This is a genomic window from Nostoc commune NIES-4072, assembly GCF_003113895.1.
Taxonomy (GTDB): Bacteria; Cyanobacteriota; Cyanobacteriia; order Cyanobacteriales; family Nostocaceae; genus Nostoc; species Nostoc commune.
In genome coordinates this window covers 4,861,536-4,885,441 of record NZ_BDUD01000001.1, presented here as the reverse complement: position 1 = coordinate 4,885,441, position 23,906 = coordinate 4,861,536, and the positions used below count along the sequence as shown (strand labels likewise).

Below are 23,906 nucleotides of genomic sequence, written 5' to 3'. Positions count from 1 at the left end.
TTGAGCTTACGTAATACTTAATAAGACAATAATGTATTACATTCGCCAACAGTATCTGTTGCTACTCGCGCGCCTCGTTGTGCTGCAACTTTGGGAATTCCGATTGCACGTTCAGTTTATTTCGGCACTAGGAAAGTTGAACTGTATTTATCTAAAATCTAGTTTCATACTCAACTAGGAATTGATTTTCATCTCCTAAATTAGTCGAGCCTCGCATCAAAATTTCATCATTGAGTCGATAAAGCACGTTATAACGGAAAGACTCATCTGTAGATAAAGGCCGTGATAAAGAGGCAGAGAAATTTTTATTGATGTCAAATACACCCTCTGCTGATAAATTCAAAACTGAAGCTGTCCTTGTTTCATTACTAGTGGTAGGGGTGGGAAATATCCGAAATTCACTGAAACCAACAGCCTGTCCGATCGCAGTAATAGTTCCTTGCAAACCACCTAAAATAGTAGAGCTAGCGAAATTAGTCAGCCCTTGTCCTGCATCTGCTTGACCGAAAGAATTCAGAATCGAACCACCCAGTAAAGCAACTATTTCTCCCTTACTACGACTAGGTTCACTTGTCAACTCTAAATTGTCACCCAATTCACTAGCCGGGCCGTTAACCCTGGCTTGAACAGTAACGGTACGTAAAGTACCAAAGTTACTAGCAGAAACATCGCTGACTTCAGCAGACAATGGTGATTCTAAAGTTTGACTGTTCCTTGCTGATGTTTCCGGTACAATTGCGGTAAGTCGGACATCCAAAGTAGGGTCAAGTCCTTGACTTGGAGTAAACCGCGCAGTTTGTTCGTAGCCTCGCGCCAAGGTAAACTCAGTGGAAAATAAGCTAATTCGTCCTCCTGTCAGACGAATCACTCCTTTAGGAAGGGGCTTGGCTAATGTACCATTAATCGTCAAGTCACCTTTAGCGTCAAAGCTCAATAACGGCTGACTCAATGCGGCTCCTCCTGGTATAAAGTCGAGTGGTGACTGAGTGGTAACACGAATATTGTCGTCTAAACTTAATTTTAAATCTGCAAACTGTATAGGCAATTTGGCTGGAGTTACTGCACTAGCGTTAGTATCTTTAGTCACTGGGCTAGCATTACTCTCTGCCGTAGGTGTGACATTACTAGCAGCATTATTCTCTGCTGTAGGTGTAAGATTAACTTTAAACTCTTCTGTATTTATAGCGTTAGTGCTAGTTTGATTTGTAGCTGCTGATTTTGTCTTAGTAGTACTATTTCCAATGATTACCTGACCATCACTCAGCTGAATATCTCCACCAATTACAGGTTTTAGGGCTGTTCCGCGAATTACGACATTGCCACCTACACCGCCTTCATATAGTCCTGCAAGCTTAAAATTGAGTTTATCTGCTATTGATACTGTCAGGGGATTCGCTAGGGATTGCTGAGGATTAAGAATTGGCAGGATACCTGATGCATTTATTTGCCCTTTATTGTAAATGCCTTGAATACCTTGGACATTCACTGTATTCCCATTAAATTGCGCTGTCCCAGTGACATTCGTTAGGGGTTCAGATAAAGCTTCAGCGCGAAAAGTTGCATTGTTGAGTGTCGCATTTCCGTTAATAATTGGTTCGTTTAAAGTACCCCGAACGTTTAAGTCTACTTGTCCTTGACCGTCTACCCAAGCGACTTGATTGTTGGTAAACACATTTAAAAGTGCCAATCCTTCATTATTCACGCTAGCGTTGATGCTGATTTGATTGCTATCTGGTTGCACTTTAGCAAAAGGCAAAGCAGCAGGTATGCTACCTGTAATTGTAACTGGTTGGGTTCCAGTTACTAACAAAGTACTGTCAAAATTCAAGCGAGCATTGTTGTAGTCAAAATTCACCTGTCCTGTTTGCACAGGTTGCTTGTTGAGAGTCGCATTCGCTAACGCCACTTGCCCTTGGACTCTGGGATCTTGTAAATTACCTCCCAAGGTGGCATCAGCATTTACATTACCAGTGATATCTATCGGGTATTTTTCGATAAAAGGTTGTAAAAGCGATAGAGGTAGACTTGCTACATTCAACTTTCCAGATAGTTGCTCAGTTCCTAACTGTCCGGTAAAAGCTACCAGTCCTTGGTTTATCCCGACACTCAAGGGCGAAAGTGTGACGACACCATCAGCAAAATTGCCTTGAGCTACGACTTGATTAATCGAGTATTCACCCCATTGCCAATTAGCACCTTGGAAATTAAAGCCGACATTTAATCCAGATTTTAACGAACCATTAGCTGTAATTCCTCCGCTCAAAGTACCCGTTAATTCTGCAAGGGTGGGTAAAGATGCAGTTTCATTTCTTTCTTCTTGCTGTTGTTGTGCTACCAATCTTCTAATTTTTGAGAAATATGCTAGCTGTGTGAGCAAATCTGCATCGGGTAAACTGATAGCCTTGGTATCAAGTACCTCTGCCCCAGCTAAAGTTGGTAGCTCTAACCCAGTACCAAAGTCTTGAAAGTCGAAGATATTAAAAGTTTGTAAAAGTCTCTGGATTCTGGTTTGGTCAAAATTAGCTTGAAATTGAAATTGCGGGTTATTCCCTGGTTGCAGATTGCCACTGAGGGCGATATTGCTATCTCCAATTTGCAATTGACCATTAGATAAGCTAGCAGTACCATCGGCATAATTAATGGTGCCGCGAAATTCATCTGCTGTAATTCTTCCAATCCGAGGCTGGGCGATCGCAACGTCTCCCGCAATGCCATAATTATTCAGGTTGACAACTAAATTTCCCGATAGTTGCCCCGCCAAAGGTTTCAATTGATTGTTCGGTAAAAAGCCCCCAACCAAAGCTATAGGAAACTGTTGAGCGTTGATGATTAGGTTCTCTCCCTCAGTTCTTCCTGTGGTAACTGCATCATCTCGCTTAACTAAAAATGAAGTCGGACGATAATCTGCACCTAAGTTAAGAGCAATCCTATCTTGCTTCCCGGCTAATCGCAGAGTTGCCCCTTGTCCGCCTTGAAAATTTACGTTTCCGGTTAAAAGTGGGTCAAATGCTAAGTTACTAACTTGGAAATTCCGCAGTCGGATATTGCCAGTGGCTTGCGGTACATCTGGAGTACCTGTAACTTGTCCCTTAAAATCAAGTAACCCCGCTAGTTCTACATCACCAGGAATTTCAAAACCAGTATTTTTTAAGTTGAAATTCTGTGCCAGTACATTTAAATTAAATCCGGCAATTTGGGGTGCTACATTTGGTGGAGACTGAATAGCGATCGCACCATTAGCACTCAATCCTGGGGTACTTGCATTTTCAACTATAATCTGCTGTCCATTCCACTGAAATTGAGCCGTAAGGGGTTTTGCCAGCAGTGCTACCCCTTGGGAAAGGCGGATTTGCCCACCAGCGCGAATATCTGCAAGCTGAAAAGATTTTGTTGTGCCTGCTAACTGAATATTGCTATTGAGCCGTCCTCGCAGTTGTGGTGAGAAGCGATTGAGTTGAATTTGGGAAGCGTTGACAACTCCTTGCCAGCGTTCTTGTGCAAGTTGACCACTAGCTCTGATTGTCCCCCCTGCGACGTTCAAAACTGCATTGGGGAAAACAAGATTTTGTCCTTGTTTGGCAACAACAACTCGTCCGTTAATGGGATAGGTGGCTTTTGGCGCTTGCACCCGCGCTACTGTTTGGAGATTATTCAGAGTACCAGAAATATTAGCATTTGCTGATACATTTCCAATAGTGATGGAGGGTGAAGAGTTGTATGCTTTTGCGATCACATCTCCTGGTAAGTTTTGTGCTTGGACATTCAACGCTACCCTACCTTGGGGTGCAAGCTGAAGTTGACCACTAGCTGTTACTTGCCCTCCCACCTCTGGATTTGCTTGAACGCTAGCAACATTTACGTTTAGTGGGCTACCTAGAGAACCAGAAACCTTTGCGTTCGCAGATATACCTCCAATATTAAGCGGAGTTGAAATGCCGTAACCTTGAGCGATCGCATTTCCTGGTAAACCTTGAGCTTGAATACCTAAAGCTACTTGACCTTGAGGTGCTAGTTGAACTTGACCACTGGCGGTAATTCTTCCCCCTATTGGCGGCGTTACTTGCACACTGGAAACATCAAGTTTCAATGGTTGTTTGCCAAGTGAACCAGTAACTTCTGCTTTTGCTGAAATATTGCCAACTGCGATCGGTAGATCAACGCCGTAGCTACGCGCTAGTATATCCCCGGATACACCATCAACTTGAGCATTAAATGTTACGTTATCTTTGGCTCCGATATTTGCTTGACCGCCTCCTGTAATTTGACCACCTGCTGCGGGGACTATTTTCAGATTGGAGACAGCAATTTGAGAAGCAGTTTGAGATACATTCAAGCGGAAGTCAGTATTGACGGCTGTGAAGAGAACGCGATCAACTTGAATCGGTTTTGTATTGCTTAATGTACCGCTAACCACTGGTTGCTGTAGTGCGCCGCCTACCTTAATATTTGCTTGAACTTCGCCGCTAGCTGGGACTGACGAATTTACATTCAGCGTGTCTAAGATATTTTTTGCACTAACTGGTTTTATTTGGGCAGAGAGATTAAAACCTGTTTGGGTATTAATTGTTCCATTAGCCACAATAGGAACTTTGCCAAAGTTCGTATTTAGATTTTCTAAAGAAACTGTCTGACCTTGAAATAGAAATCTGCCATTAAAATTAGAAACTTGCTGAGGAATCTTGGGAATTTTAGCAACGATTTGATTAGCTGAAGCTGTTCCTGTAACGGCTGTTTCTGACAGTTTTGGTGGAATTTGAACCCCTAAGTCAGCTTCTATTCGCCCTGCTTGCAAGGCAATTGGCAACTCAATTAATCGACTTATATCAGATGCTTGTAAATTTTGTGCTTGCAGCTTGAGGTTAGTTTGTTGAGCTTTTGTTTGTGTCTCGCCAACAATTTTAACAGCACCTCCCCTAGCAAGTTGACCATTTATGTCATAACCAATTCGTTGATTTTGATCAAAAAATCGGGCAATACCACCAAATTGATTTAATATGACTGACCCTTTCGGTCTAGTTGCCCCAGAAGCTGGCGATAACTCTACATTCCCATCTTGAATTTGAAGTGTCTCCAACTCAGTTTGAATAGCACCTTTTCCTTCCCCAGCTTTGACTTGGGCTGTAACCCAGCGACCATCCTGATCCTGTTGGATGTAGACATTGGGTTGAACTAACGTGACATTTAATGCAAGTTTTCGGGTAAGAATGAGTTGTAAGGGCGAGAACTGCACATCTAAGGCTTTTGCTACTACCTGATCTGGATCGGTGGAAGTTGCTGGTATTGATAGAGAGCTAAATCTTAGACTATTTAGCGAAAAACGTTCAACCTTCCCTACTTTTACTGGACGCCCAAGCAATTGTTCGAGATTTTGCTGTACTAATGGCGCTAAATCTTTATATATGTAGCTTCTAGCCCACCAAGCACCGACTGCAATTCCAACCAGCAAAACGACACCGAGAGCCAAACTGGTACGTCCTAAGAGGAGGAGCCATAAACGACGATTAGGTGGTTTCTGGTTATTTTCTGAATTTGGAGAGTGCGTCATTATCGTTACAATACTTTTATCTGGAATAAGCCGAGAGACAGGCTGATACCGCAAGGCGGAAGTCAAAAGTCAAAAGTCAAAAGCATCTAAATTTTGAGCTTTATGGCTGCAATAAAACGATCAATTTATTTCCACCAGTCTGTGCTAATAGTAGTTTTATCAGCAGTCACAAGCAATATATCGAATAACAAATTATTACCCGAATTATTTTTTCTCGCCTTTCAATTTGGAGATTTAATCTAGAGTATGGTACTTAATTAGCACTTCCTCAATCTGAGCAGTAATTAAAGCTATTCTCTGCTTCACTAAATGATAAGTTTATAGTCATCCAAATAGTTGTTTGACAAATTATGCCTCCTTTCTGTTATGCAAAGTAGATGATTAGTATGTCTTTTCTCACAATATATATATTCTGAACAACTATCTTTTGTATGAAGAATTAATATCTTAAGATAGATTTTATTTGCTTAAAGATTATTCCTCAAACTTTAGACAAGAAAACATTGAATATTAAACTACTCCATGAGAACTCTTGTATATACAACGGTGGTTATAAAACTCAACCTTGTATAATCTTACCAACTAGTGATGACTTTGTTATCGTTTTATGTATGGGTAAAATACCCGTTACAAAATATAATTACGAACGTAAAGCCAACTCTTAGAGAGGCTGCGCCTTAAGCGTAGATACTTTTTTGCTATCGTTTTACAAAAAAATTTAGCGATCGCAAGATGGGTAAGAGCCAATGGATACAAATGGTAAACTGGAAAGTACATAACAGTTAAATCGGTGATGTCTCATGAACGTTGTCACACCAAAGCGATTTACTATTGACGAATATCATCGGCTGATTGAACTGGAATTTCTCAAGGAGAGCGATCGCATCGAGTTGATTCGCGGAGAACTCATTCAGATGGTAGCCAAAGGCACACCTCATACATTTTGCACAACTCGACTTTGTAGACAACTGGATCGATTGCTGGGCGATCGGGCTGTTGTGCGTTGTCAAGAGCCAATCATACTACCATCAGATAGTGAACCTGAACCAGATGTGGCAATCACACGAGGAAATGAGACTGACTATCTTCCCCATCATCCCTATCCTGAAGATATTTTTTTAGTGATTGAAATTTCGGACTCAACCCTAAATTACGACCAAACAACAAAGTTAGAAATCTACGCAGAAGCCGGAATTTCTGATTATTGGATTGTCAACTTAAATGTTCGCCAAGTTGAGCGTTACAGCCAACCGTATCAAAATGCTCAAGGTGAATTCAATTATCTTAGCAAGCAAATATCTTTGCCACATCAGTCAGTAGTGATTCCTCAATTTGAAGATGTCTTATTAGACTTGAGTCGGATTTTTCCCACGGTTGTAGGTGGTTAGTCGTAGGTTGAGCAAGAGTTGGGTTCAGTTATTGTGGGTGGTACAGTCAGCCAAGTAATTAAATCAAATCATCCTCAATTTCAAGTTAGGGATTTTATTCTTAGCAATAACGGTTGGCAAACTTATGCTGTATCTAAGGGTGAGACACTGCGTAAACTTGATCCTACTCAAGCACCTTTATCGTATAGTCTAGGTGTATTGGGTATGCCAGGTCTGACTGCTTATGCTGCTCTACTTGATATCGGTCAACCAAAAGAAAGTGAAACTGTTGTGGTTTCGGCCGCTTCTGGTGCTGTCGGTGCAGTAGCAGGTCAAATTGCCAAAATTAAAGGTGCGCGAGTCGTGGGAATTGTCGGAAGTGACGATAAGCGGGATTATATAGTTAAGGAATTAGGTTTTGATGTTGGTATTAATCGCAAAACTCAAGAACTTGATGCAGCCCTCAAAGAAGCTGCTCCTAATGGCATTGATGTTTACTATGACAATACAGCAGGCGCAATTTTAGAAGCTGTGTTGCAGCAAATCAACCTTGGGGCAAGAATTCCATTAGTAGGTTTGATTTCGGAGTATAACGCTACATCTACTCCATCAGGGCCTAATTTAATGCCGCTACTAATCAAACGGGCTTTAATCAAAGGTTTCTTAGTTGGTGATTATCAACATCGGTTTAATGATTTTTTGCGTGATGTTTCTGGATGGTTACAGTCTGGTCAACTTAAGTATAGAGAAGATGTAGTTGTTGGTTTAGAGAACGCTCCTCATGCATTCATTGGTTTACTTCGAGGTGATAATTTTGGCAAGTTGATTGTTAAGGTAAATGACGATCCAACAACAGCTTAATAAGTTATTAAGCTAGGTATATAATAATTTCACACAAATCAGTGGTATGAAAATTGCCAGATTCTTAACTACAGAATATGGCAATCAGTGGAGAAGTTACGAGTAAAAAGATCCCCGACTTCTTGAAGAAGTCTGGGATCTGAGCCTTTCAAATTATTTCCAAATGGGCGAAAATTTCGACATATCACTGGATAAAAGGGAGCAAATTGTTGAAAGCCAGCGTCAGGAGTAGATAATTCAACTAAAGTTTTAGGTGTAACTAGATGCACACTGCTTTTAGGAGTAAGCTGCCACTATTGCTGACATTCTGCTTATTTACTAGCTTTTTACCTTCCTCTGGTTCAGTTTTATGTCCAGCCGTTGCTTCTGACGAATACTATAAAGTAGCCTTAATACTCAATTTCGCGTAAAATTCCGCGCACAAGATAGTTTGCACAGTTTTTCTGGCTACAAAACTGAATATGAAGGTGATATTCCCAACGAACTTGTGACTCGTGACTACAACCGTTTTACTCTAGCTTTGGGTAAACTCAAAATTCCTGATGAAGCTTTACGCCCTGGTGTCAACGTTGATATTGAAGTCGTAGCAACTCGTTCTTTGGGAATACGTTCTGCGAAGCAAACTATTAGCTGGCAGGGTGCAATCCGCAAGCCTAGATAAAGAAGAGTCAGCACAATTCGCAATTCGCAATTCGCAATTCGCAATTAAAGCCCACGGATAAATCCGGGGGCTTGAACCAAGCAAAGTTTAAAATTTATCTATCCATAAATAAATTTAGGGGCTTGTACCATCAAGGAATAATTGGTCAGAAAACATAATTCAGAAATCAGAATACTCCACCCATGTTCGCGTTGCGCGTAGCTTGCAATTCTTACAGAGTACGCAGACAGAAGACAGACTCGCTACTGCTGCCCTATCATGCTGAATTCTGACTCCTGAGTTCTGAATTCTTCTTTATAAAATTTAGGAAGATTTTTTCCCATCTGAAACCATTTGCGAGAGAATATAGGCTGCAAAATCTAGTAATTGATCCAGCATAAAGCCAATGATACCGATGTAGAGGATCTCCTGAATTATGTAATCGGCATTGCCAGCTTTATAAGCATCCCACAAGGTAAAGCCAAGTCCTCTTGGGCCGATTAACATTTCTGTAGCAATAACTATAAACCAGGCTACCCAAATGCTAACTTTCAAGGCGTGAAATAGATGAAATATAGCTACTCTAAAGTTCTTATTCTGTCTATGAAAATGCCGCATCCCTATTGCCGTGTTAATAATCATCGTCCAGAGAGTTCCTAAAAAAACTACTATAATAGCAGCCGATTCGCTCTCTTGAAATGCTATTAGGCTAAGAGGTAGCAAAGCTATAGGCGGGATACTATGTGGTATTTGAAATATTAGCCTAAATAGCTGATAAATCATGCTATTTAGACCTATGAAATATCCAATAAAACTACCCAATACAACGGCTGGAATGTAACCGACAAATAATCGCTGTAGGCTAACTAAAATGTCTAAAAACATATTATTCTCTCTGCCTCAGTTCTCATAGAAAACATTTGGGAAATACTGTGGCAATAACACAAAATAGGAATAAAAAAGTGTCTTTTATTACACGTCATCTTTGAACATCGTAAGACTCTTGAGATTTTTTCCTCCTTGATGGCTAATCAAAAACTTAAGTATTCTTACGATGTGCTAATAGTAATACAAAGAAGAGGTAAAACTTGGCTTTACTAAACCTTATCAGAAAAATAAATCATGATTAGTAAATTAAATACAATTTCCAGAATTTACTTGCTTGATAATTGTACTAATACCAATTATTAATGAAGCTGCACAAAATCAAGCTTGGTCAGACTTGGGACTTGAGCAAATTGTTTGGGAGCAATCTCATAGCGTCAGTGTGGGTAGTCCACTACCTTTTCTTTCTGACGGTACAGGACAAATAATTAGAAATGGTGCAAATTAAGAATAGTGTAAATATCAAAAATTATGGACGCTGCTAAACGCCTTGCTACTCTCAATCGCATCCGCAAACTCAGCCGTCTGATGGATACATCTATACGCATCCCTCTAACAGGTTTTCGCATTGGAATAGATCCAATTATTGGTTTGGTTCCAGGTGCTGGTGATTTAATCAGTACAGCATTTTCAGCTTACATCATATTTTTAGCTACCCGTTTTGGCATCCCACGTCAAGATTTAACCAAAATGATTTTTAATGTTGGTTTAGAAGCAGTCGTTGGTACTGTGCCTTTAGTGGGTGATTTATTTGATGCTTTCTATAAGTCTAATATTCGCAATTTGGCTATTTTAGAGCAACATTTGACAGTCGTTGAACCAGAACTCAAAGAAGTGTCTGATGAACTTTATTCTGATAAGTTCAGGCAAGTTTAAGTTAGTCGTCATAGCATCACTAATCTTGTCACTGCCTGTTGTTTATCAATCTTTGAAAGTTCTTAGATAAAGGAATTTGAGTTTTATCTAATAACGCTTTTAACTACCAAAGTTTGATACCCTGTTGGTTGAATAGATTTATCAACAACTTTTTAAATATGCCACTTAGGATACCAATAAGAGGAGCAGGAACAGTTAGGAGATATCGGCGGAAAGTTTTGACATCGAAGGACCAAACGGGCAACTCATCAGTCATAGTGTACAAGGCACGTAGCTGCTGAATTTTTTCAGATTTTTTCTTGAAAGCTTCTGTCTCTTCAGCCAGACTAGTATAAATTCCTGAATACTCTGCTCGGAACTGTCGAGCAATTTTATGTAAAGACTCTTCTTTAGCTCTTTTCATCCCGCTATGTGCTGCCAGCAAGACTAATGACCAATGACTAATGACTATTTTCCTAAATTCCGCTTCATTTGTTCTAACTCATCCTGAGTTTCCCAGCTACGGAACTTCTCTTCTAAGTCATCAAAGCCACTAGAATAACTACTAGTTTTATTCGACCAGCCGCTAGTTTCAAAACGCTGCTGGGTTTGCGCTTTAGCACGGGCTGTCTGTGCTTCGGCTGCTTTAGCTTGCACTTCCTGTCGCCGTTGCTGAATTTTTCGTAGTAGTTCCTGAGATTGGTTAATGCGTTCTTTCAGCCCTTGCATGTGTCCCCAGCGCTGATTTCCTTCGCGCAACAGGGCTGCTTCTCGTTCACCTGCTGCACTTGCCAAATCTTCTCTGCCAGCGTTTTTGGCTTTTTGAATACGGATATGCCAACGCTGAATTTCTTGAGCAGTGGACAGAATTTCTTCTTGCGATCGCTTCTCTTGTACTTGTAAATCTGCGATCAGCTTTAATGTGCCTTCTTCTTGCTCACGCAGCTGTTCTAGCAGCGCCTCTAACTCCAAATGTGGATTGTTACGCAAGAATTCTTCTAAACGGTTTTCTAGAAACCGACTCAAATCATCAAATAATCCCACTGCTAGAACTCCAGAGATTGGGTGCGTGACTATTTTATTGTAGTAGTCAGGTGAACTTCTGAGTGTTAGTTAGATTTAAAAATTGGGAAGAATGTATTTGGTGAAAATACGCAAGCAACCCTAACCTACAAGATAAGGCTTTAATCAGTATGAGTTCTGATTTTCAACCGCCATCTAAGAGTTTGTCCATACTAGCTTCGGTTGGAGGAATCGTTACCGGTCTAATAGCGATCGCAATTTTAAATGTTTGGTCTAAGCAAGTTCCCAAAACTTCTCTAGAAAAACCTGAAATATCAACATCCCAAACAGTTGCACGGCAACCGCAGAAACCCCAACCCCCTGTATCTTCTGCTAAAGAACCTGAAATAGTTGCCAGTCTTGATGCGAAATCCGTAGTTTTACCAGGTCAGCCCATTCCTAAGAATCAACTAACTGTATCAATAATTCCATACATTGCTCCTAGAGTTGGAAAACTGACCCCAGACGAAACGACAACTGCCCGTCAGGCTTGGTCATACTTCCAGCGCAACTGGAACGATGAAACTGGTTTAGTCAATTCCGTTGATGGCTTTGCCTCTGTCAGTATGTGGGATCAGACAGCAGCGATCGCAGCTTTAGTCAGTGCTAGAGAACTCAACATAGTGCCTGCGGCTGAATTTGATGCCAAAATGAGCAAAATGTTGAAAACACTGGCATCTATGCCTTTATACAAAGGGGAGCTACCCAACAAAGTCTACAATGCAAAAACCCTTGTACCCGTTAATTATGGTCAACTAGAAAAACGCGAAGAAATTGGTTGGTCAGCCATAGATTTAGGACGGATGGCAATCTGGCTGAAGATTATTGGGGCAAAGTATCCAGAAATGCGGCTAGAAACAGAAGCAATTTGGCAACGTTGGCAAGTCAAGCGTCTGACCAAAAATGGACAAATGTACGGTACTGCCGTTATCAAAGGCAAAGAACAGTACAATCAAGAGGGTCGCTTGGGCTATGAAAATTATGCTGCCTACGGTTTAAAGCTTTGGGGCTTGGATGTTACACAAGCATTGGATTATCAATCCCATACTGCTTTTGTTGATCTTTACGGACAGGGAGTTCCTTATGACCAACGGGACTTTAAAAACTCTGGAGCTAATAACTACGTTCTTAGCGAACCCTATATCTTAGATGGTATAGAAACTGGGTTTCAAGCTTTGCCTAAAGTTTATGCCGATCGTATTTTAGCTGCTCAAGCAGCGCGTTATGAAGCGACAAAACAATTAACTGCCGTCACTGAAGACAACTTAGATCGCCCCCCATACTTTGTTTACAGCAGCTTGTTTGTCAACGGAGAACCTTGGGCAACCATCGCAGATACCAGAGAAAAACACAACGATTTGCGGTTTCTCAGCGCCAAAGCTGCGATCGGCTGGTATGTGCTTTACAATACTACTTATACTAGCCAGCTATTTGATTTTGTCCAAGCTAACCTTAAATCTAAAGATGGCTGGTATAACGGCTTTTATGAGTCTCTGCGTCAGCCGAATAAAACTCTTACTGCCAACAATAATGGCGTGATTTTAGAAAGCTTACTGTATAAAAAGGTCGGACAACCGCTCACCGTTTGGGCAGGAGTTAAAACTCAGAAGTTAACCCAGAGGGCTATCAAAACACCGTAAGTTACAGCTAAGATTCTCAAATAATAAAAAAACTGGCGTTGCATATCGGAAGAACTATACCTATATAAATCTATTCATCACTGGATTCAGCAACGCCATCCTATGGCAAAAGTCTTTGAACGGATATTGAAACATCCGCAAACGCTAATGGTGTAACTGTTCCTTGCTTAATAGTATATTCTTCAACATACTTACCATTTTGAGGGTTTCTGAACACAATCATTTGTTTAGCAGATAAACTTAAAACCCAATATTCTTGAATTTCAGCCGTCGCATAAATCGCAGCCTTGATCTCCAAGTCCTTGTTTAAACTTGTGTTGGCAACTTCTACAATCCAGAAGATATCTTGAGGAGCAGGATGGCGATCGTTGTAGGATGATTCTGGAAGTCGAACAATTGCAATATCAGGTTCGGGTTCCGAGTCGGATAATGTAATGGGCCCATTGAAGCGGACATCAGCTTTACCTGATAGCAATTCTTCTAAATATTTTACACCTCGTTTTGCTGTGGTGTAGTGAATTGGGGTTTCTGGACTCATCTCAACGATTTCGCCTGCTAGCAATTCCAGATGACGACCACGCAGAATGCCCGCCTCAACCATGCGGTGATAGTCGTCTACAGACCATTTAGCCAGGGTTTTCATAGCAGAATTGCTCACATTCTTGTGATAGACCTAGTTCAATTTTAAAAGTTGCTAGACTGCGTTTGTGACACTATGACCAAATTTATTGACCCTGCTACAGTTCCCAAGTGCGGGTCTTATCTTTATTTTGCGATCGCACTCCATCTCAAAAATCATCAGCGAGCGCAGGAGCAATGTCCAAAGTGGTCATAACCGCAAAAATGATAAAAAATGTGCGCGATCGCTATTTTAACCTCTAGGAGATTTCCAACAAACTTGTGGGGTATTGTTTATTTCAAAGTCCCTAAGTCTTTAAATGAGCATGATAATAGGGGGCATTTAACCCCCTCACTTGTTTTGTAATTAAGAGTCACTCCCACACCAGAATGGTTGGTGGGAGTACTTTTACTGACATCTAGATAGAACAGCAAAAACTATACAAAAAGATGATCATCCTTTAGTCCTATCTGTCAGGAAATCAGGATAGCAGATTTCTGAGATTTGGTGGCATATTGGGTCAATAGTTACTGTGATTTTGACCCACTGCCAACTGGTTTTGTTGACTCTGCTGTTTCCATCTCAGAGTTTTTAGCATTGTCAACCTCAAGAGTTCGGAGCAATTCTCTAATTACATCTGTTGCTGGCCTTCCTGTGGAAGCACAGTAGGATTGAAGTTTCTTCATTTCCTCGGTTGTGAGATTTACTGTCAGTCGTTTAACAGCCCATTTTTTATTCATGATCCTCTTTTGTCTTTAATATGTTCCTTTTTGCCGAAATCACCAAGTCATTAGGATTGTTCCCGCAGTGCATAACCTACACCACAGACTGTATGAATCACACGGTTTTTCTTCTTGTCTTTCAATTTTAGTCGCAGATAACCAATATAAACGTCAAAAATATTAGAATCACCTATGAAAACATAACCCCAAACTTTATCTCTTATTGTGGTTTCTAGTAAACACTTGAGGCAGATGTGAGAGGAAATATTCTAATAAGTCAAACTTTTTTTTAGTGTCTAAGTGCGATCGCTTGTAGTTATATTAGCCTATACCTACGAAGATGTAGCAGGTGGCGGGATAATCTCAAGACCATATTTTGAAGCAGCAGCCAAAGTAATTTCAATTAGGTTTCTATATGAGATGTTTCATGACAAATGACGCTATGATATGACTGGCAAAGAGCTGCTAAAGATAAAGAATTTGCAGCTGTACCATTAAAGGTAAAAAATACTTCACAATCAATTTCAAAGAGTTCCCGAAAATAATCTGTAGCTTTTTAAGTCCATTCATCATTTCCATAGGCTGGAACACTACCTTGATTTGCCATAATCATATATTCCAGAGCTTCTGGACAAATCCCAGAGGAATTATCACTTACAAACTGTTCTAATTGGCTACTCATCATGTCTACTTAAATTTTTATCAGTAATTCTTATAATACTAGTGAATAATTTTGATATTTGGCAACTTCAAAATTGACAGGAATGCTATTAATCTCTCAAATTATAGCAATTCTCATTGAAATAGGTATTGGCTAGAGACACGCCATTATCGTGTCTCTACGAGTATGTGTGTTCATCTGTGATTAATTATTTTTTCTGTACTTTACCTGTGCGGTAACCGCTATATCTAATAATGATGCTAAATACAAGAACTTAAAATATTAGGGCTATTTCATTCTCATCTATCCTGTCTCATAATGAATTCTGAGTCTAATAGCGAAAGTTGTCTAAAAATGACTGAGAAAAGTTTCAAGCCCATTAAAACGGACTTGAGCTAGATATAAGAGAGGAACTTTAGTTTTGAACGGTCTATATCTAGAACTAAATAGCCCTAATGAATCATTCATGAACAAAAATTCTGACTTACTTATTTAAAAATTTGTGAATCTGAATCTTTTGATTTTCACAACTTAAATATAATTGCTATCTCTTACGTCAACCTGTTAATTGTTTTTTCTGTAGTAGCTTTGCTGTGGGTATTTATAACAACAATCAGCATATTTATGCTAAATAGCTTATACTACTATAGGATTACTATTTGATTTTTGAACGAAATTAGGTGTTGTAGAGTGTGTTAGAACGGAGTTCGTAACGCACTATTATCAAGGGTTTGATGCGTTACGCTGTCGCTAACACATCCTACGGATATTTTCATAAATCAAACCGGATTCCTATATATGACTTTGCTGATACCCACAAAAACCAGAGTCTTAGTTCTTATTTACTGAGACCTTAATTTACTATAGTGCCTTCGTCAAGCTTGCGTTGAGGGAATTGTGAGACGTTAAACATTGCAAATAACTAAGTATTATGCTAAAAAAATAAATTTTATTAATTAAAATGTTAATCATATACTTGTACTGTACCATACAATGCCTGACCAATAACTATGACATCACTATTGGGCTATTTGTTATTTGTCATTAGCAAAGGACAAATGACCAATGACCAATGACCAATGACTAATAACTAATGACTGAACCATTGATTGAACTGAAAGGTGTTTCTAAGTCCTTTGGTAGCCATAAAGTTCTAGATAATGTAGACTTGACCATTTACCGGGGAGAAGCATTAGGGATTATTGGTCCATCAGGGACTGGTAAATCAACAATTTTACGGGTGATGGCGGGGTTACTTAGTCCCGACGAAGGAGAAATTTATGTGCAAGGAGTGCGGCGAGACGGTTTGATTGAGGATGGTGGCCAGCCGGTTGGCATTGGTATGGTGTTTCAACAGGCGGCGCTATTTGATTCGCTGACGGTGGAGGAGAATGTGGGATTTTTACTTTATCAAAATTCCAAGCTAACGCGATCGCGCATCCAAGATTTGGTAAAAGAAAAATTGGAGATGGTAGGTTTGCCAGAAATAAGCCACCTCTACCCAGCCGAACTTTCCGGGGGAATGCGAAAACGGGTAAGTTTTGCCCGTGCGATTATGTCTAACCCCGATAATCCTTCAGAAGGGCCAGAAGTTCTACTATACGATGAACCAACAGCCGGACTTGATCCCATTGCCTCAACAGTAATCGAAGATTTAATCCGCTATTTGCAATGTTTACATGGAGTTTGTAGTACTTATGCTGTTGTTACCCACCAAGACAGTACTATGCGCCGTACAGCTGATAGACTTATATTTCTCTATGAAGGTAGAGTGCAGTGGCAGGGTACAGTTAGTGAAACATACAACACAGAAAATCCTTTAATCAAACAATTTCTCAGTGGAAGTGTGCAAGGGCCGATTCAAGTCGTCGGTTAGAAAGTGAGGAGTTAAGAATCAGGAGCGATTAAATTCAACTCTTAACTCCTAACTTCTAACTCATAACTAATTATTGGGTGGAGGAAAAAAATGCGAGGTCTTATGACAAGCCGCTTCGCGTCTGGGCGAACATTTAGAGAAGGCTCTGTGGGATTGTTACTCCTGCTAGGATTAGGGGTATTTGGGTTACTCTTTTTGTGGTTAAATAGATTCACTCCTGCTGGGCGGTCATACAAAGTTATTGTGGAATTTGCCAACGCTGGCGGAATGCAAAAGGGAGCAACAGTTCGCTATCGAGGCGTTAAGGTAGGAACTATTTCCCAGGTTCGACCAGGGCCAAATGCCGTTGATGTAGAGATTGAAATTGCCCAAACTAACCTAATTCTCCCCCGGAATGTAGTGGTAGAAGCTAATCAAAGCGGATTAATTAGCGAAAGTATCATTGATATCACACCAAAAGCAACCTTACCTAGTGGGGTTGTGATTGCTAAACCCCTAGATAAAAATTGTGATCCCAGCCTGATAATTTGTAATGGCTCTCGGTTAAAAGGTCAGGTTGGCATCAGTGTTGATGAATTAATTCGCAGTTCAACTCAGTTAGCTGCTGCATACAATGACCCCAAATTTTATAGAAATGTCAATCGGGTTCTAGAAACTACCACAGGCGCAACAACTAGTTTTATTGAGCTAAGTCAAGATTTACAAGGTTTGACCAAAAGCTTGCGACAACAACTTAATACCTTTTCAGCTACTGCTAATTCAGTGCAGCGAGCGACAAACCAACTTAGTGCATCATCGAGTCAAACAATAAATAAATTTGGTGCAACTGCAACTCAAGCAAATCGTTTGCTCAACAATCTAGATAATTTATTGACAACAAATCGTTCTTCGCTGCTTGGCGCTTTGAACAATATCACCGAAACCAGCAACCAACTACGTGTTACAGTCAGTAGCCTATCACCAGCTGTGAATCGATTCACTCAAGGACAATTAATCAATAATTTAGAAACTCTTTCAGCAAATGCAGCGCAAGCCTCAGCTAATTTACGTGATGCTTCAAAAACTTTAAATGATCCAAAGAATGCGGTGCTGCTACAACAAACTTTAGATTCAGCACGAGTAACCTTTGAAAATAGCCAAAAAATTACATCTGATTTGGATGAGTTGACAGGTGATCCTACTTTCCGACAAAATTTGCGGCAATTGGTGAATGGTCTAAGTAGTTTGGTATCTTCTACACAACAGATGCAGCAACAAGTGCAAGTTGCTACTAATCTAGATTCGGTAAAAACTGCTGTAAGCAAACCAAATAATCTAATTCCTAACCCAGCGCCAACTCAAGAGCCGATGTCTAATGATAAGTCCCTACCCGTCTACGTAATTAATCCCCCACCTGCTAATTTTGGAAGTATCGACATCAACCCTGAGCCAACTCCAACCCCCAGTCCGTCTATCTCTAACTCATCCCAAGAAGACCTGTTAAAGCAGCTGCGGGAGTATGGTAAACAACGGGAGCAATTGGATACAGGAAAATAGTCCCTAAACCATTAACTCACCCACCACAAGACCAGCAACTATCAAGCGCCATACTTGGGCAAAATCCGTGTCGATGTCTGGATCGCTCCATTCGGATGCGTGGGCTGGATGGTGAAATCGAACCATCGCTTGAAAGACTGCCTTCGCTGCTACCTGCGGATCTGTTACCTTAAACTCTTTACTGGAAACACCACTCTCGACGATCGCAGCAACTTGGCTTACTAGTTCAGCAATGTGAGCTTGAACTACTCCTCGCGCCTCTTGAGCGATCGCAGAATAGGTTGCAAACAACTCTGGCTCGTTCAAAACTTTTTGACGTTTCAGAGTCATGAGTTGCTCAAACCATCGATGCAACCGTTCAATGGCGGAACCCTGTTCTTCGGCGATCGCTGCTAGCGGTGTAGAAACCCGATGCAACCACCGTTCTGCTACCGCATCGCGCAAGGCAGCCTTGCTGGGAAAATGCCGATAAATTGTGCCGTGGCTCACCTCTAAAAAGCGAGCCACATCCACGACTGTTGCCTTTGCCAGACCGTAACGACGCAAAACCTCTTCGGCAGCGTCGAGAATCCGCTCCGGTGTCAAAGCTGAATCATTCATCTCTTTTCACTGTCCAACATCCTCATTTGATCTGGAGTATAGCGATCACCAGCCACGGCATCTAGTGGCACTGCTGTCTCAATCCGGGCGAGATCATCCTGACTTAAGTGTAGATCCAGCGCACCCAGCGCTTCATTTAAGCGATCGCCTGTTGTTATTTTTTGGTTAGATCGGGGAATTCTATTAATACGATTCAATAATTCGTACAGCGTTAACCAGAGAAAGACTTTCTGTAGGGTAGCAACTAGTACTGGTTGTTGTAGGTTTACTTGAACAGTGTTGTAAAAATATTTAGAGTTTTGAGGCTCGGTTTATGGATAAATCAATTATTCAGTTGGTTGACGAATTACCAACTGACAATATCACTGTCAAAGTTTTAAAAGCTCTTGATTATGTAGCACCAAGTGAGTGGAGCAATTTGACAGGATTTGAAAATAATATTCGCAGCATTACAGGAGTTAGCGATGCTAAGGTGATTCAGAAAATCCGCGATCGCGATCTTCGCTCTACAGATGACAATGGATATGCAGTGGGTCAAAAAGTAAAATGTTGGGATGATGACCAAGAGGCTTGGTATTCCGCAACAATTGAGCAAATCCAAAATCAGCAATACTTCGTTCATTACATTGGTTATGACTCATCCTATGATGAGTGGGTTGATAGTGACGAAATTTCCTAACTGTTGAATTAGCACGGGGCCGGCGAAAGTAATATCTCCGATGGGCTATTCGGTGTTACGCCCTGTGCTAGCACATTTTAATTACAAATTATTTTGACACTTGCGCTACGATATCCCCTATTGCCTTTATGCAATGTATATGAGGAGTAGTACAGGTTAAAAACATGACAGAAGAGTTTAATACACAGCGTGTAGAGAATCTGGTGGCGATCGCAGAACAATTCGCTGGGCTAGGGAAGGTTACAGGCGTTAAAGCTTTTGGAAGTGGTAATATCAATGACACCTTCTTAGTAGATATAGATTTTTCAGAAGAACAATATTTTGTCCTGCAACGCATCAACACGCAGGTATTTCGGCAGCCACAACTGATTATGCAAAACATGCGTATCTTCACTGAGCATGTTCGCAATCGGTTACAACATACACCTTTAAATCGTCGCTGGGAAGTACCACGCGTACTATTAACTAAGGATGCTCTAGACTACTGTCGGGATGCAGACGGCTCCTTTTGGCGGGCGATTAGCTTTATTGAAGGTTCCCAGTCTTTCGATACTATGCGCGATCGCTCACACGCAAAAGAAATCGGTTATGCCTTGGGGATGTTCCACAATTTGATCAGCGATTTGCCACCAGAAAAACTTGCTGATACCCTTCAAGGGTTCCATATTACACCGCTTTATCTCCAGCATTACGAAGAAGTGTTAGCGAAAACTAGTGTGTGTCAATCTTCGGAAGTTAATTATTGTTTGCAATTTGTTAGCGATCGCCAAACCTTTGCACATATCCTAGAAAATGCCAAAGTTGAAGGCAAGCTACCCTTGCGTCTGATGCACGGCGATCCAAAAATTAATAACGTGATGTTTGATACTGCTACCCTGCAAGCCGTCAGCGTTATCGACCTCGACACTGTTAAACCCGGTCTGGTACATTACGACATTGGTGATTGCTTGCGATCGGGTTGCAATCCGGCTGGAGAAGAAACCGAGAATTGGCACAGTGTTTATTTCGATACCGACCTGTGTCAGGGAATCTTACAAGGTTATCTCTCGGTAGCAAAGGCGTTTCTGACTGAGAATGACTATGCATATATATACGATGCAATTCGTCTCATCGCCTTTGAGCTAGGATTGAGGTTTTTTGCTGATTATTTAGCTGGGAATGTCTACTTTAAAGTTAAACACCCAGAACATAATCTTGCCAGAGCGATCGTTCAGTTTAAGCTTACCGAAAGTATTGAATCGCAAGAAACGCAGATTTGCAATATTATTAAAGACATGAAATGAGCGAACAGATATTTTCCCTACAACCCTTTTCTTCTACAAAATCCTTACCTAATTTAAAAATCGCAGGTAATATTGCCAGAAATGGTAATCAACTTGCCATCCGCTATATGCTTGAGGGCAATTTAAAAGAAATTGCAATCGCTCCACCATCAAATACTCCATCACGCAAGCATGAACTTTGGGAAGACACCTGCTTTGAGTTCTTTCTTGGCATCAAAGATTCTGCACAGTATTGGGAATTTAACCTTTCCCCCGCCGGACACTGGAATGTCTATCGCTTTGATGGATATCGTCAAGGAATGCAAGAAGAAACAGCGTTTGAAAAACTACCGTTTAATGTTCAAAATCAAGCTGATGGTTTAATACTTGTGTTGGATGTAGATTTGGATAAAATCATCTCGGCAGAACAAGCTGTTGAACTTGGCATTACTACCGTTATTAAAAACAGAAATGGTGAGGTGACTTACTGGGCGTTAACTCATCAAGGTGTAAAGGCTGACTTTCATTTACGAGACAGTTTCATCCTTGAGTTTTGAGATATGGCTACTGCTACCACTATATCAGAAGAAGGCGGTAAACAAGTCACCCACTTGGATGATAAACAATTCAACCATTTGAATGAGTCAATTGTATGAAGTTAGTTTTTATAAATAAGGCAATCCTATTAGTATTCTACGCAAGCTAAAATAACCCCTATACCTTTAAGGTATGGGGGTTTTAGATTAGGTTTTTTGGTTATATTCTATTAAGTAAGAAGATTACGTATCACTATTTGAAATTGAATTATGTTTTTTAACTGTTGAGCAAGAGCGATGCCTACGGCGGCAAGCTACGCAATCCTATCTAAGTTGTGAAAATTCTAACCCGTACTGGCTATTAACTGCCTCAACATTTTTAGTTCAATTGTTTTAAACTTGAATTACCGTCGTAAATTTGTGTGTAGCGCTCGATCATGACACAAAACACATTGAAGGTTCATGCATTTTGGGATAAAGATGCAGAAGTTTGGGTGGCAACTAGTGAAAACGTGCCAGGATTGGTAACAGAAGCTTCTACGATTGAGTCTCTTACGCAAAACCTTAGAGAAATGATTCCAGAACTCCTTATTCTGAATCAAATTGTGCCTTATGATTATGTGGGTTCTATCAGCTTTGAATTAACTAGCCATGTATTACGAAGCAGCAACAAGGTCGCGTTGGTGACACTGCGCTTGTTGGCTGTGGTTTATACGCTGATAATAAAATCGGCGGTTGCTCAACAACAGGTGATGGCGAGTCAATTATCCCCGTGGTTTTGGCTAAAACTGCGATCGATTTTTTGAGTGAAGACAGACACCCAGAAGAAGCCGCACAGATGGCGATTGATACTTTGGTTTCTCAAGTTAAAGGTGAAGCTGGATGCATCCTTATAGACCGTCAAGGACGGGTTGGCTGGGCGTATAACTCATCACACATGGCTTGCGCTTATATGACCGAAGGACAAGACAAGGTGGCTGTCTTTACCAAGAAATAACTCATACCAATTCGTAATGGACTACGCTAAAGTAATGCGTAGTTAATGAAGCGAAACTACATCTGAGTTTTCAAGTTTGAATATACAGCTTTGTTTTTTCAAGTTGGTATTACTTGGAAATTCAGGAAACTTGTTTAATATAAACAACCTCATCCACAAAGGGATGCGGTTTCTCGGAGGAGTAGATGTCAAAATACGACTTTCATTATTTTCAAGGGAGTACTCTTTCTGATCTGTTTGCTCAAGATAGCACAGATGCATCTTACGGGTTTATTTTAAATTACCCTGCAACTGCAAGTTGGGCTGCTTACCCCAACCGGAAAAAATATTTTATTCAAGATGGCAGTAGTGAAGCCACCAAAACCTCCTTCGACAAGATTTGTCAGAAGGAACCTTGGAAAAATCTGGCTGTGTTAGGCGATCGCATTCCTGGAATTGTGATTATACAACCGCCAAAGTCGCTGCTTGAATACTGGCAAGAGCATTTCGGCTTCAGCCAGTCCAATATTGAAATGATGGATTGCTCGACTTATCTCGATGATCTTAGCCACAGCGAACGCTTTGACAAACTCATTAGTCTATTTCCCTTTGATCATCTCAAACCTGAAAAACACGCTGTTGATCCAGACACGCATTACCGCTTACTCAGTAAAGTAACCCTAGCCGAATTGGGAGTGCAATGTCCAAAATACGAAAGCTACAATCTGCACCAAGTAAATATCGAAGACATTCAGTTACCACAATACCCCTACTTAATTAAAACCTCCCACGGACTCTCAGGAGAAGGCACTTATATCATTAAAAGCGCCAGCGATTTGAACTATTGCTTTGAAGAAATTAGGAAATATCTCAATATTAAGTTGCTCGATACAATTATTGTCTCGGAGTTTGTCAAGAACGAGGTGCAGAATTACTGCGTACAGTTCTATGTCAACAAACTAGGAGAGATAACCCTTATTGGTACTACCAGCCAACTCGTCACTCCAGAAGGCAACTACTTAGGCGGACTGATTGACTACCGCAACACTGACATGAGCAAGTTCTTTGAAATGATTGCTAACGTTGGTCAGTATGCTCACAAACAGGGTTATTTCGGCATGATTGGTTTTGATGTGCTGGAAGACAAAGACGGAGAATTTTATGCGATCGATGCCAATTTCCGAGTCAATGGCTCGACTCCGTTGTGCTTGCAGCGTAATACCTTACTGGGACTAGGAAAGGGAGTAGCTAAATATTCCAGCGATTACCGCATGGAAGGTACGCTGGATTCAATTTTAACCACGTTAAAACCAGAACTAGATCGCAAGGATTTAATTATTCTGTCGGCTTTAGAGAAGATAAAATACGGAAAAATAAACACTGACATTTATGCGATCGTTACTGGAGAAACTATGCAGAAAATGCAGCATATCGAGCGTAAATTACAGAGCAAGGGATTACAATGGCTTCCTTAAACAGCACCACTATAGTGTAACTGAGGTACTGAATGAGTGAGTTGCAAATCGGTACTATTGGTTGGGTTTATAAGCATTGGATGGATATTTTCTATCCGCCACATTTGCC

General features: G+C 40.7%; 21 protein-coding genes and 3 pseudogenes. 14 read left to right on the top strand and 10 right to left on the bottom strand.

Annotated elements, in window-relative coordinates:
* Positions 1–151: 151 nt before the first annotated feature.
* Positions 152–5,545, bottom strand: coding sequence for a translocation/assembly module TamB domain-containing protein (locus tag CDC33_RS21725; RefSeq protein ID WP_109010619.1), 5,394 nt, complete (start codon positions 5,543–5,545; stop codon positions 152–154).
* Positions 5,546–6,345: 800 nt separating this feature from the next.
* Here CDC33_RS21725 and CDC33_RS21720 point away from each other — a divergent pair.
* From CDC33_RS21720 to CDC33_RS21710, 3 genes and pseudogenes are all read left to right on the top strand, one after another.
* The gene (locus CDC33_RS21720) at positions 6,346–6,933 is read left to right on the top strand and encodes a Uma2 family endonuclease (protein WP_109010618.1); all 588 of its coding nucleotides are present in this window, start codon (positions 6,346–6,348) and stop codon (positions 6,931–6,933) included.
* A gap of 18 nt (positions 6,934–6,951) precedes the next feature.
* Complete coding sequence (locus CDC33_RS21715) at positions 6,952–7,773, top strand: NADP-dependent oxidoreductase (RefSeq protein ID WP_109010616.1); 822 nt, start codon at positions 6,952–6,954, stop codon at positions 7,771–7,773.
* A gap of 385 nt (positions 7,774–8,158) precedes the next feature.
* A pseudogene (locus CDC33_RS21710) lies at positions 8,159–8,434 on the top strand (collagen-like protein); the annotation flags it as partial.
* Positions 8,435–8,737: 303 nt separating this feature from the next.
* Here the strand turns inward: CDC33_RS21710 and CDC33_RS21705 are convergent.
* Positions 8,738–9,298: an ABC transporter permease gene (locus CDC33_RS21705; RefSeq protein ID WP_109010615.1), complete on the bottom strand. Its 561-nt coding sequence runs from the start codon at positions 9,296–9,298 to the stop codon at positions 8,738–8,740.
* Positions 9,299–9,575: 277 nt separating this feature from the next.
* Here CDC33_RS21705 and CDC33_RS38985 point away from each other — a divergent pair, with 277 nt between their 5' ends.
* Positions 9,576–9,746, top strand: coding sequence for a hypothetical protein (locus CDC33_RS38985; protein ID WP_181374101.1), 171 nt, complete (start codon positions 9,576–9,578; stop codon positions 9,744–9,746).
* A 23-nt stretch (positions 9,747–9,769) separates the two neighbouring features.
* On the top strand, positions 9,770–10,174 hold the full coding sequence (locus tag CDC33_RS21700) for a DUF4112 domain-containing protein (RefSeq protein WP_109010613.1): 405 nt from the start codon (positions 9,770–9,772) through the stop codon (positions 10,172–10,174).
* 103 nt (positions 10,175–10,277) lie between these two features.
* Here the strand turns inward: CDC33_RS21700 and CDC33_RS21695 are convergent, their stop codons facing one another.
* Both CDC33_RS21695 and CDC33_RS21690 read right to left on the bottom strand, forming a co-directional pair.
* Positions 10,278–10,577, bottom strand: a complete 300-nt coding sequence (locus tag CDC33_RS21695) for a hypothetical protein (RefSeq protein ID WP_109010612.1) — start codon at positions 10,575–10,577, stop codon at positions 10,278–10,280.
* A 44-nt stretch (positions 10,578–10,621) separates the two neighbouring features.
* Positions 10,622–11,197, bottom strand: coding sequence for a TIGR04376 family protein (locus CDC33_RS21690; protein WP_109010610.1), 576 nt, complete (start codon positions 11,195–11,197; stop codon positions 10,622–10,624).
* A 149-nt stretch (positions 11,198–11,346) separates the two neighbouring features.
* On the opposite strand from CDC33_RS21690, the gene CDC33_RS21685 reads away from it, so the two are divergent.
* Positions 11,347–12,855, top strand: a complete 1,509-nt coding sequence (locus tag CDC33_RS21685) for a DUF3131 domain-containing protein (protein ID WP_181374100.1) — start codon at positions 11,347–11,349, stop codon at positions 12,853–12,855.
* Positions 12,856–12,955: 100 nt separating this feature from the next.
* Here the strand turns inward: CDC33_RS21685 and CDC33_RS21680 are convergent, their stop codons facing one another.
* The 4 genes and pseudogenes from CDC33_RS21680 to CDC33_RS21665 all read right to left on the bottom strand — a co-directional run.
* Entirely contained in the window at positions 12,956–13,498 is a 543-nt protein-coding gene (locus CDC33_RS21680; RefSeq protein WP_109010609.1) for a Uma2 family endonuclease, read from the bottom strand.
* Positions 13,499–14,001: 503 nt separating this feature from the next.
* Positions 14,002–14,214 (bottom strand): CopG family transcriptional regulator, encoded by a 213-nt coding sequence (locus CDC33_RS21675; RefSeq protein WP_109010607.1) that lies wholly within the window; start codon positions 14,212–14,214, stop codon positions 14,002–14,004.
* Positions 14,215–14,264: 50 nt separating this feature from the next.
* Positions 14,265–14,375 (bottom strand): winged helix-turn-helix domain-containing protein, encoded by a 111-nt coding sequence (locus CDC33_RS41530; protein WP_244919426.1) that lies wholly within the window; start codon positions 14,373–14,375, stop codon positions 14,265–14,267.
* Positions 14,376–14,602: 227 nt separating this feature from the next.
* Positions 14,603–14,878 (bottom strand): annotated as a pseudogene (locus tag CDC33_RS21665) (beta-eliminating lyase-related protein); the annotation flags it as partial.
* 1,072 nt (positions 14,879–15,950) lie between these two features.
* Here CDC33_RS21665 and CDC33_RS21660 point away from each other — a divergent pair.
* Positions 15,951–16,733 (top strand): ABC transporter ATP-binding protein, encoded by a 783-nt coding sequence (locus tag CDC33_RS21660; RefSeq protein ID WP_109010606.1) that lies wholly within the window; start codon positions 15,951–15,953, stop codon positions 16,731–16,733.
* A 90-nt stretch (positions 16,734–16,823) separates the two neighbouring features.
* On the top strand, positions 16,824–18,269 hold the full coding sequence (locus CDC33_RS21655) for an MlaD family protein (RefSeq protein ID WP_109010604.1): 1,446 nt from the start codon (positions 16,824–16,826) through the stop codon (positions 18,267–18,269).
* Positions 18,270–18,272: 3 nt separating this feature from the next.
* Here CDC33_RS21655 and CDC33_RS21650 read toward each other — a convergent pair whose 3' ends face one another.
* Positions 18,273–18,869 (bottom strand): TetR/AcrR family transcriptional regulator, encoded by a 597-nt coding sequence (locus CDC33_RS21650; RefSeq protein WP_109010603.1) that lies wholly within the window; start codon positions 18,867–18,869, stop codon positions 18,273–18,275.
* Complete coding sequence (locus CDC33_RS21645; protein WP_219930053.1) at positions 18,866–19,066, bottom strand: hypothetical protein; 201 nt, start codon at positions 19,064–19,066, stop codon at positions 18,866–18,868. The genes CDC33_RS21650 and CDC33_RS21645 overlap by 4 nt, the downstream gene beginning before the upstream one ends.
* Before the next feature lie 116 nt (positions 19,067–19,182).
* Between CDC33_RS21645 and CDC33_RS40600 the strand changes: the two genes are divergently transcribed.
* The 6 genes and pseudogenes from CDC33_RS40600 (at position 19,183) to CDC33_RS21610 (ending at position 23,797) form a co-directional block, all read left to right on the top strand.
* Positions 19,183–19,548, top strand: a complete 366-nt coding sequence (locus CDC33_RS40600; protein ID WP_244919305.1) for a Tudor-knot domain-containing protein — start codon at positions 19,183–19,185, stop codon at positions 19,546–19,548.
* Between the two features lie 164 nt (positions 19,549–19,712).
* Positions 19,713–20,831, top strand: coding sequence for a phosphotransferase enzyme family protein (locus tag CDC33_RS21630; RefSeq protein ID WP_109010601.1), 1,119 nt, complete (start codon positions 19,713–19,715; stop codon positions 20,829–20,831).
* Complete coding sequence (locus CDC33_RS21625; protein ID WP_109010599.1) at positions 20,828–21,367, top strand: DOMON-like domain-containing protein; 540 nt, start codon at positions 20,828–20,830, stop codon at positions 21,365–21,367. Before CDC33_RS21630 ends, CDC33_RS21625 begins: the two co-directional genes overlap by 4 nt.
* 416 nt (positions 21,368–21,783) lie before the next feature.
* A pseudogene (locus CDC33_RS21620) lies at positions 21,784–21,945 on the top strand (DUF1902 domain-containing protein); the annotation flags it as partial.
* 56 nt (positions 21,946–22,001) lie between these two features.
* The gene (locus tag CDC33_RS21615; protein WP_244919425.1) at positions 22,002–22,343 is read left to right on the top strand and encodes an isoaspartyl peptidase/L-asparaginase; all 342 of its coding nucleotides are present in this window, start codon (positions 22,002–22,004) and stop codon (positions 22,341–22,343) included.
* A gap of 185 nt (positions 22,344–22,528) precedes the next feature.
* On the top strand, positions 22,529–23,797 hold the full coding sequence (locus CDC33_RS21610) for an ATP-grasp domain-containing protein (protein ID WP_109010598.1): 1,269 nt from the start codon (positions 22,529–22,531) through the stop codon (positions 23,795–23,797).
* Positions 23,798–23,906 lie beyond the last annotated feature (109 nt).

What these genes read in the sequence shown, in the direction of transcription:
- CDC33_RS40600 (WP_244919305.1), top strand. Translation starts at nt 19,183, where the DNA reads ATGGATAAATCAATTATTCAGTTGGTTGACGAATTACCAACTGACAAT.
- CDC33_RS21650 (WP_109010603.1), bottom strand. Translation starts at nt 18,869, where the DNA reads ATGAATGATTCAGCTTTGACACCGGAGCGGATTCTCGACGCTGCCGAA.
- CDC33_RS21675 (WP_109010607.1), bottom strand. Translation starts at nt 14,214, where the DNA reads ATGAATAAAAAATGGGCTGTTAAACGACTGACAGTAAATCTCACAACC.
- CDC33_RS21725 (WP_109010619.1), bottom strand. Translation starts at nt 5,545, where the DNA reads ATGACGCACTCTCCAAATTCAGAAAATAACCAGAAACCACCTAATCGT.
- CDC33_RS21680 (WP_109010609.1), bottom strand. Translation starts at nt 13,498, where the DNA reads ATGAAAACCCTGGCTAAATGGTCTGTAGACGACTATCACCGCATGGTT.
- CDC33_RS21630 (WP_109010601.1), top strand. Translation starts at nt 19,713, where the DNA reads ATGACAGAAGAGTTTAATACACAGCGTGTAGAGAATCTGGTGGCGATC.
- CDC33_RS21685 (WP_181374100.1), top strand. Translation starts at nt 11,347, where the DNA reads ATGAGTTCTGATTTTCAACCGCCATCTAAGAGTTTGTCCATACTAGCT.
- CDC33_RS21720 (WP_109010618.1), top strand. Translation starts at nt 6,346, where the DNA reads ATGAACGTTGTCACACCAAAGCGATTTACTATTGACGAATATCATCGG.
- CDC33_RS21625 (WP_109010599.1), top strand. Translation starts at nt 20,828, where the DNA reads ATGAGCGAACAGATATTTTCCCTACAACCCTTTTCTTCTACAAAATCC.
- CDC33_RS21610 (WP_109010598.1), top strand. Translation starts at nt 22,529, where the DNA reads ATGTCAAAATACGACTTTCATTATTTTCAAGGGAGTACTCTTTCTGAT.
- CDC33_RS21700 (WP_109010613.1), top strand. Translation starts at nt 9,770, where the DNA reads ATGGACGCTGCTAAACGCCTTGCTACTCTCAATCGCATCCGCAAACTC.
- CDC33_RS21655 (WP_109010604.1), top strand. Translation starts at nt 16,824, where the DNA reads ATGCGAGGTCTTATGACAAGCCGCTTCGCGTCTGGGCGAACATTTAGA.
- CDC33_RS21660 (WP_109010606.1), top strand. Translation starts at nt 15,951, where the DNA reads ATGACTGAACCATTGATTGAACTGAAAGGTGTTTCTAAGTCCTTTGGT.
- CDC33_RS21705 (WP_109010615.1), bottom strand. Translation starts at nt 9,298, where the DNA reads ATGTTTTTAGACATTTTAGTTAGCCTACAGCGATTATTTGTCGGTTAC.
- CDC33_RS21695 (WP_109010612.1), bottom strand. Translation starts at nt 10,577, where the DNA reads ATGAAAAGAGCTAAAGAAGAGTCTTTACATAAAATTGCTCGACAGTTC.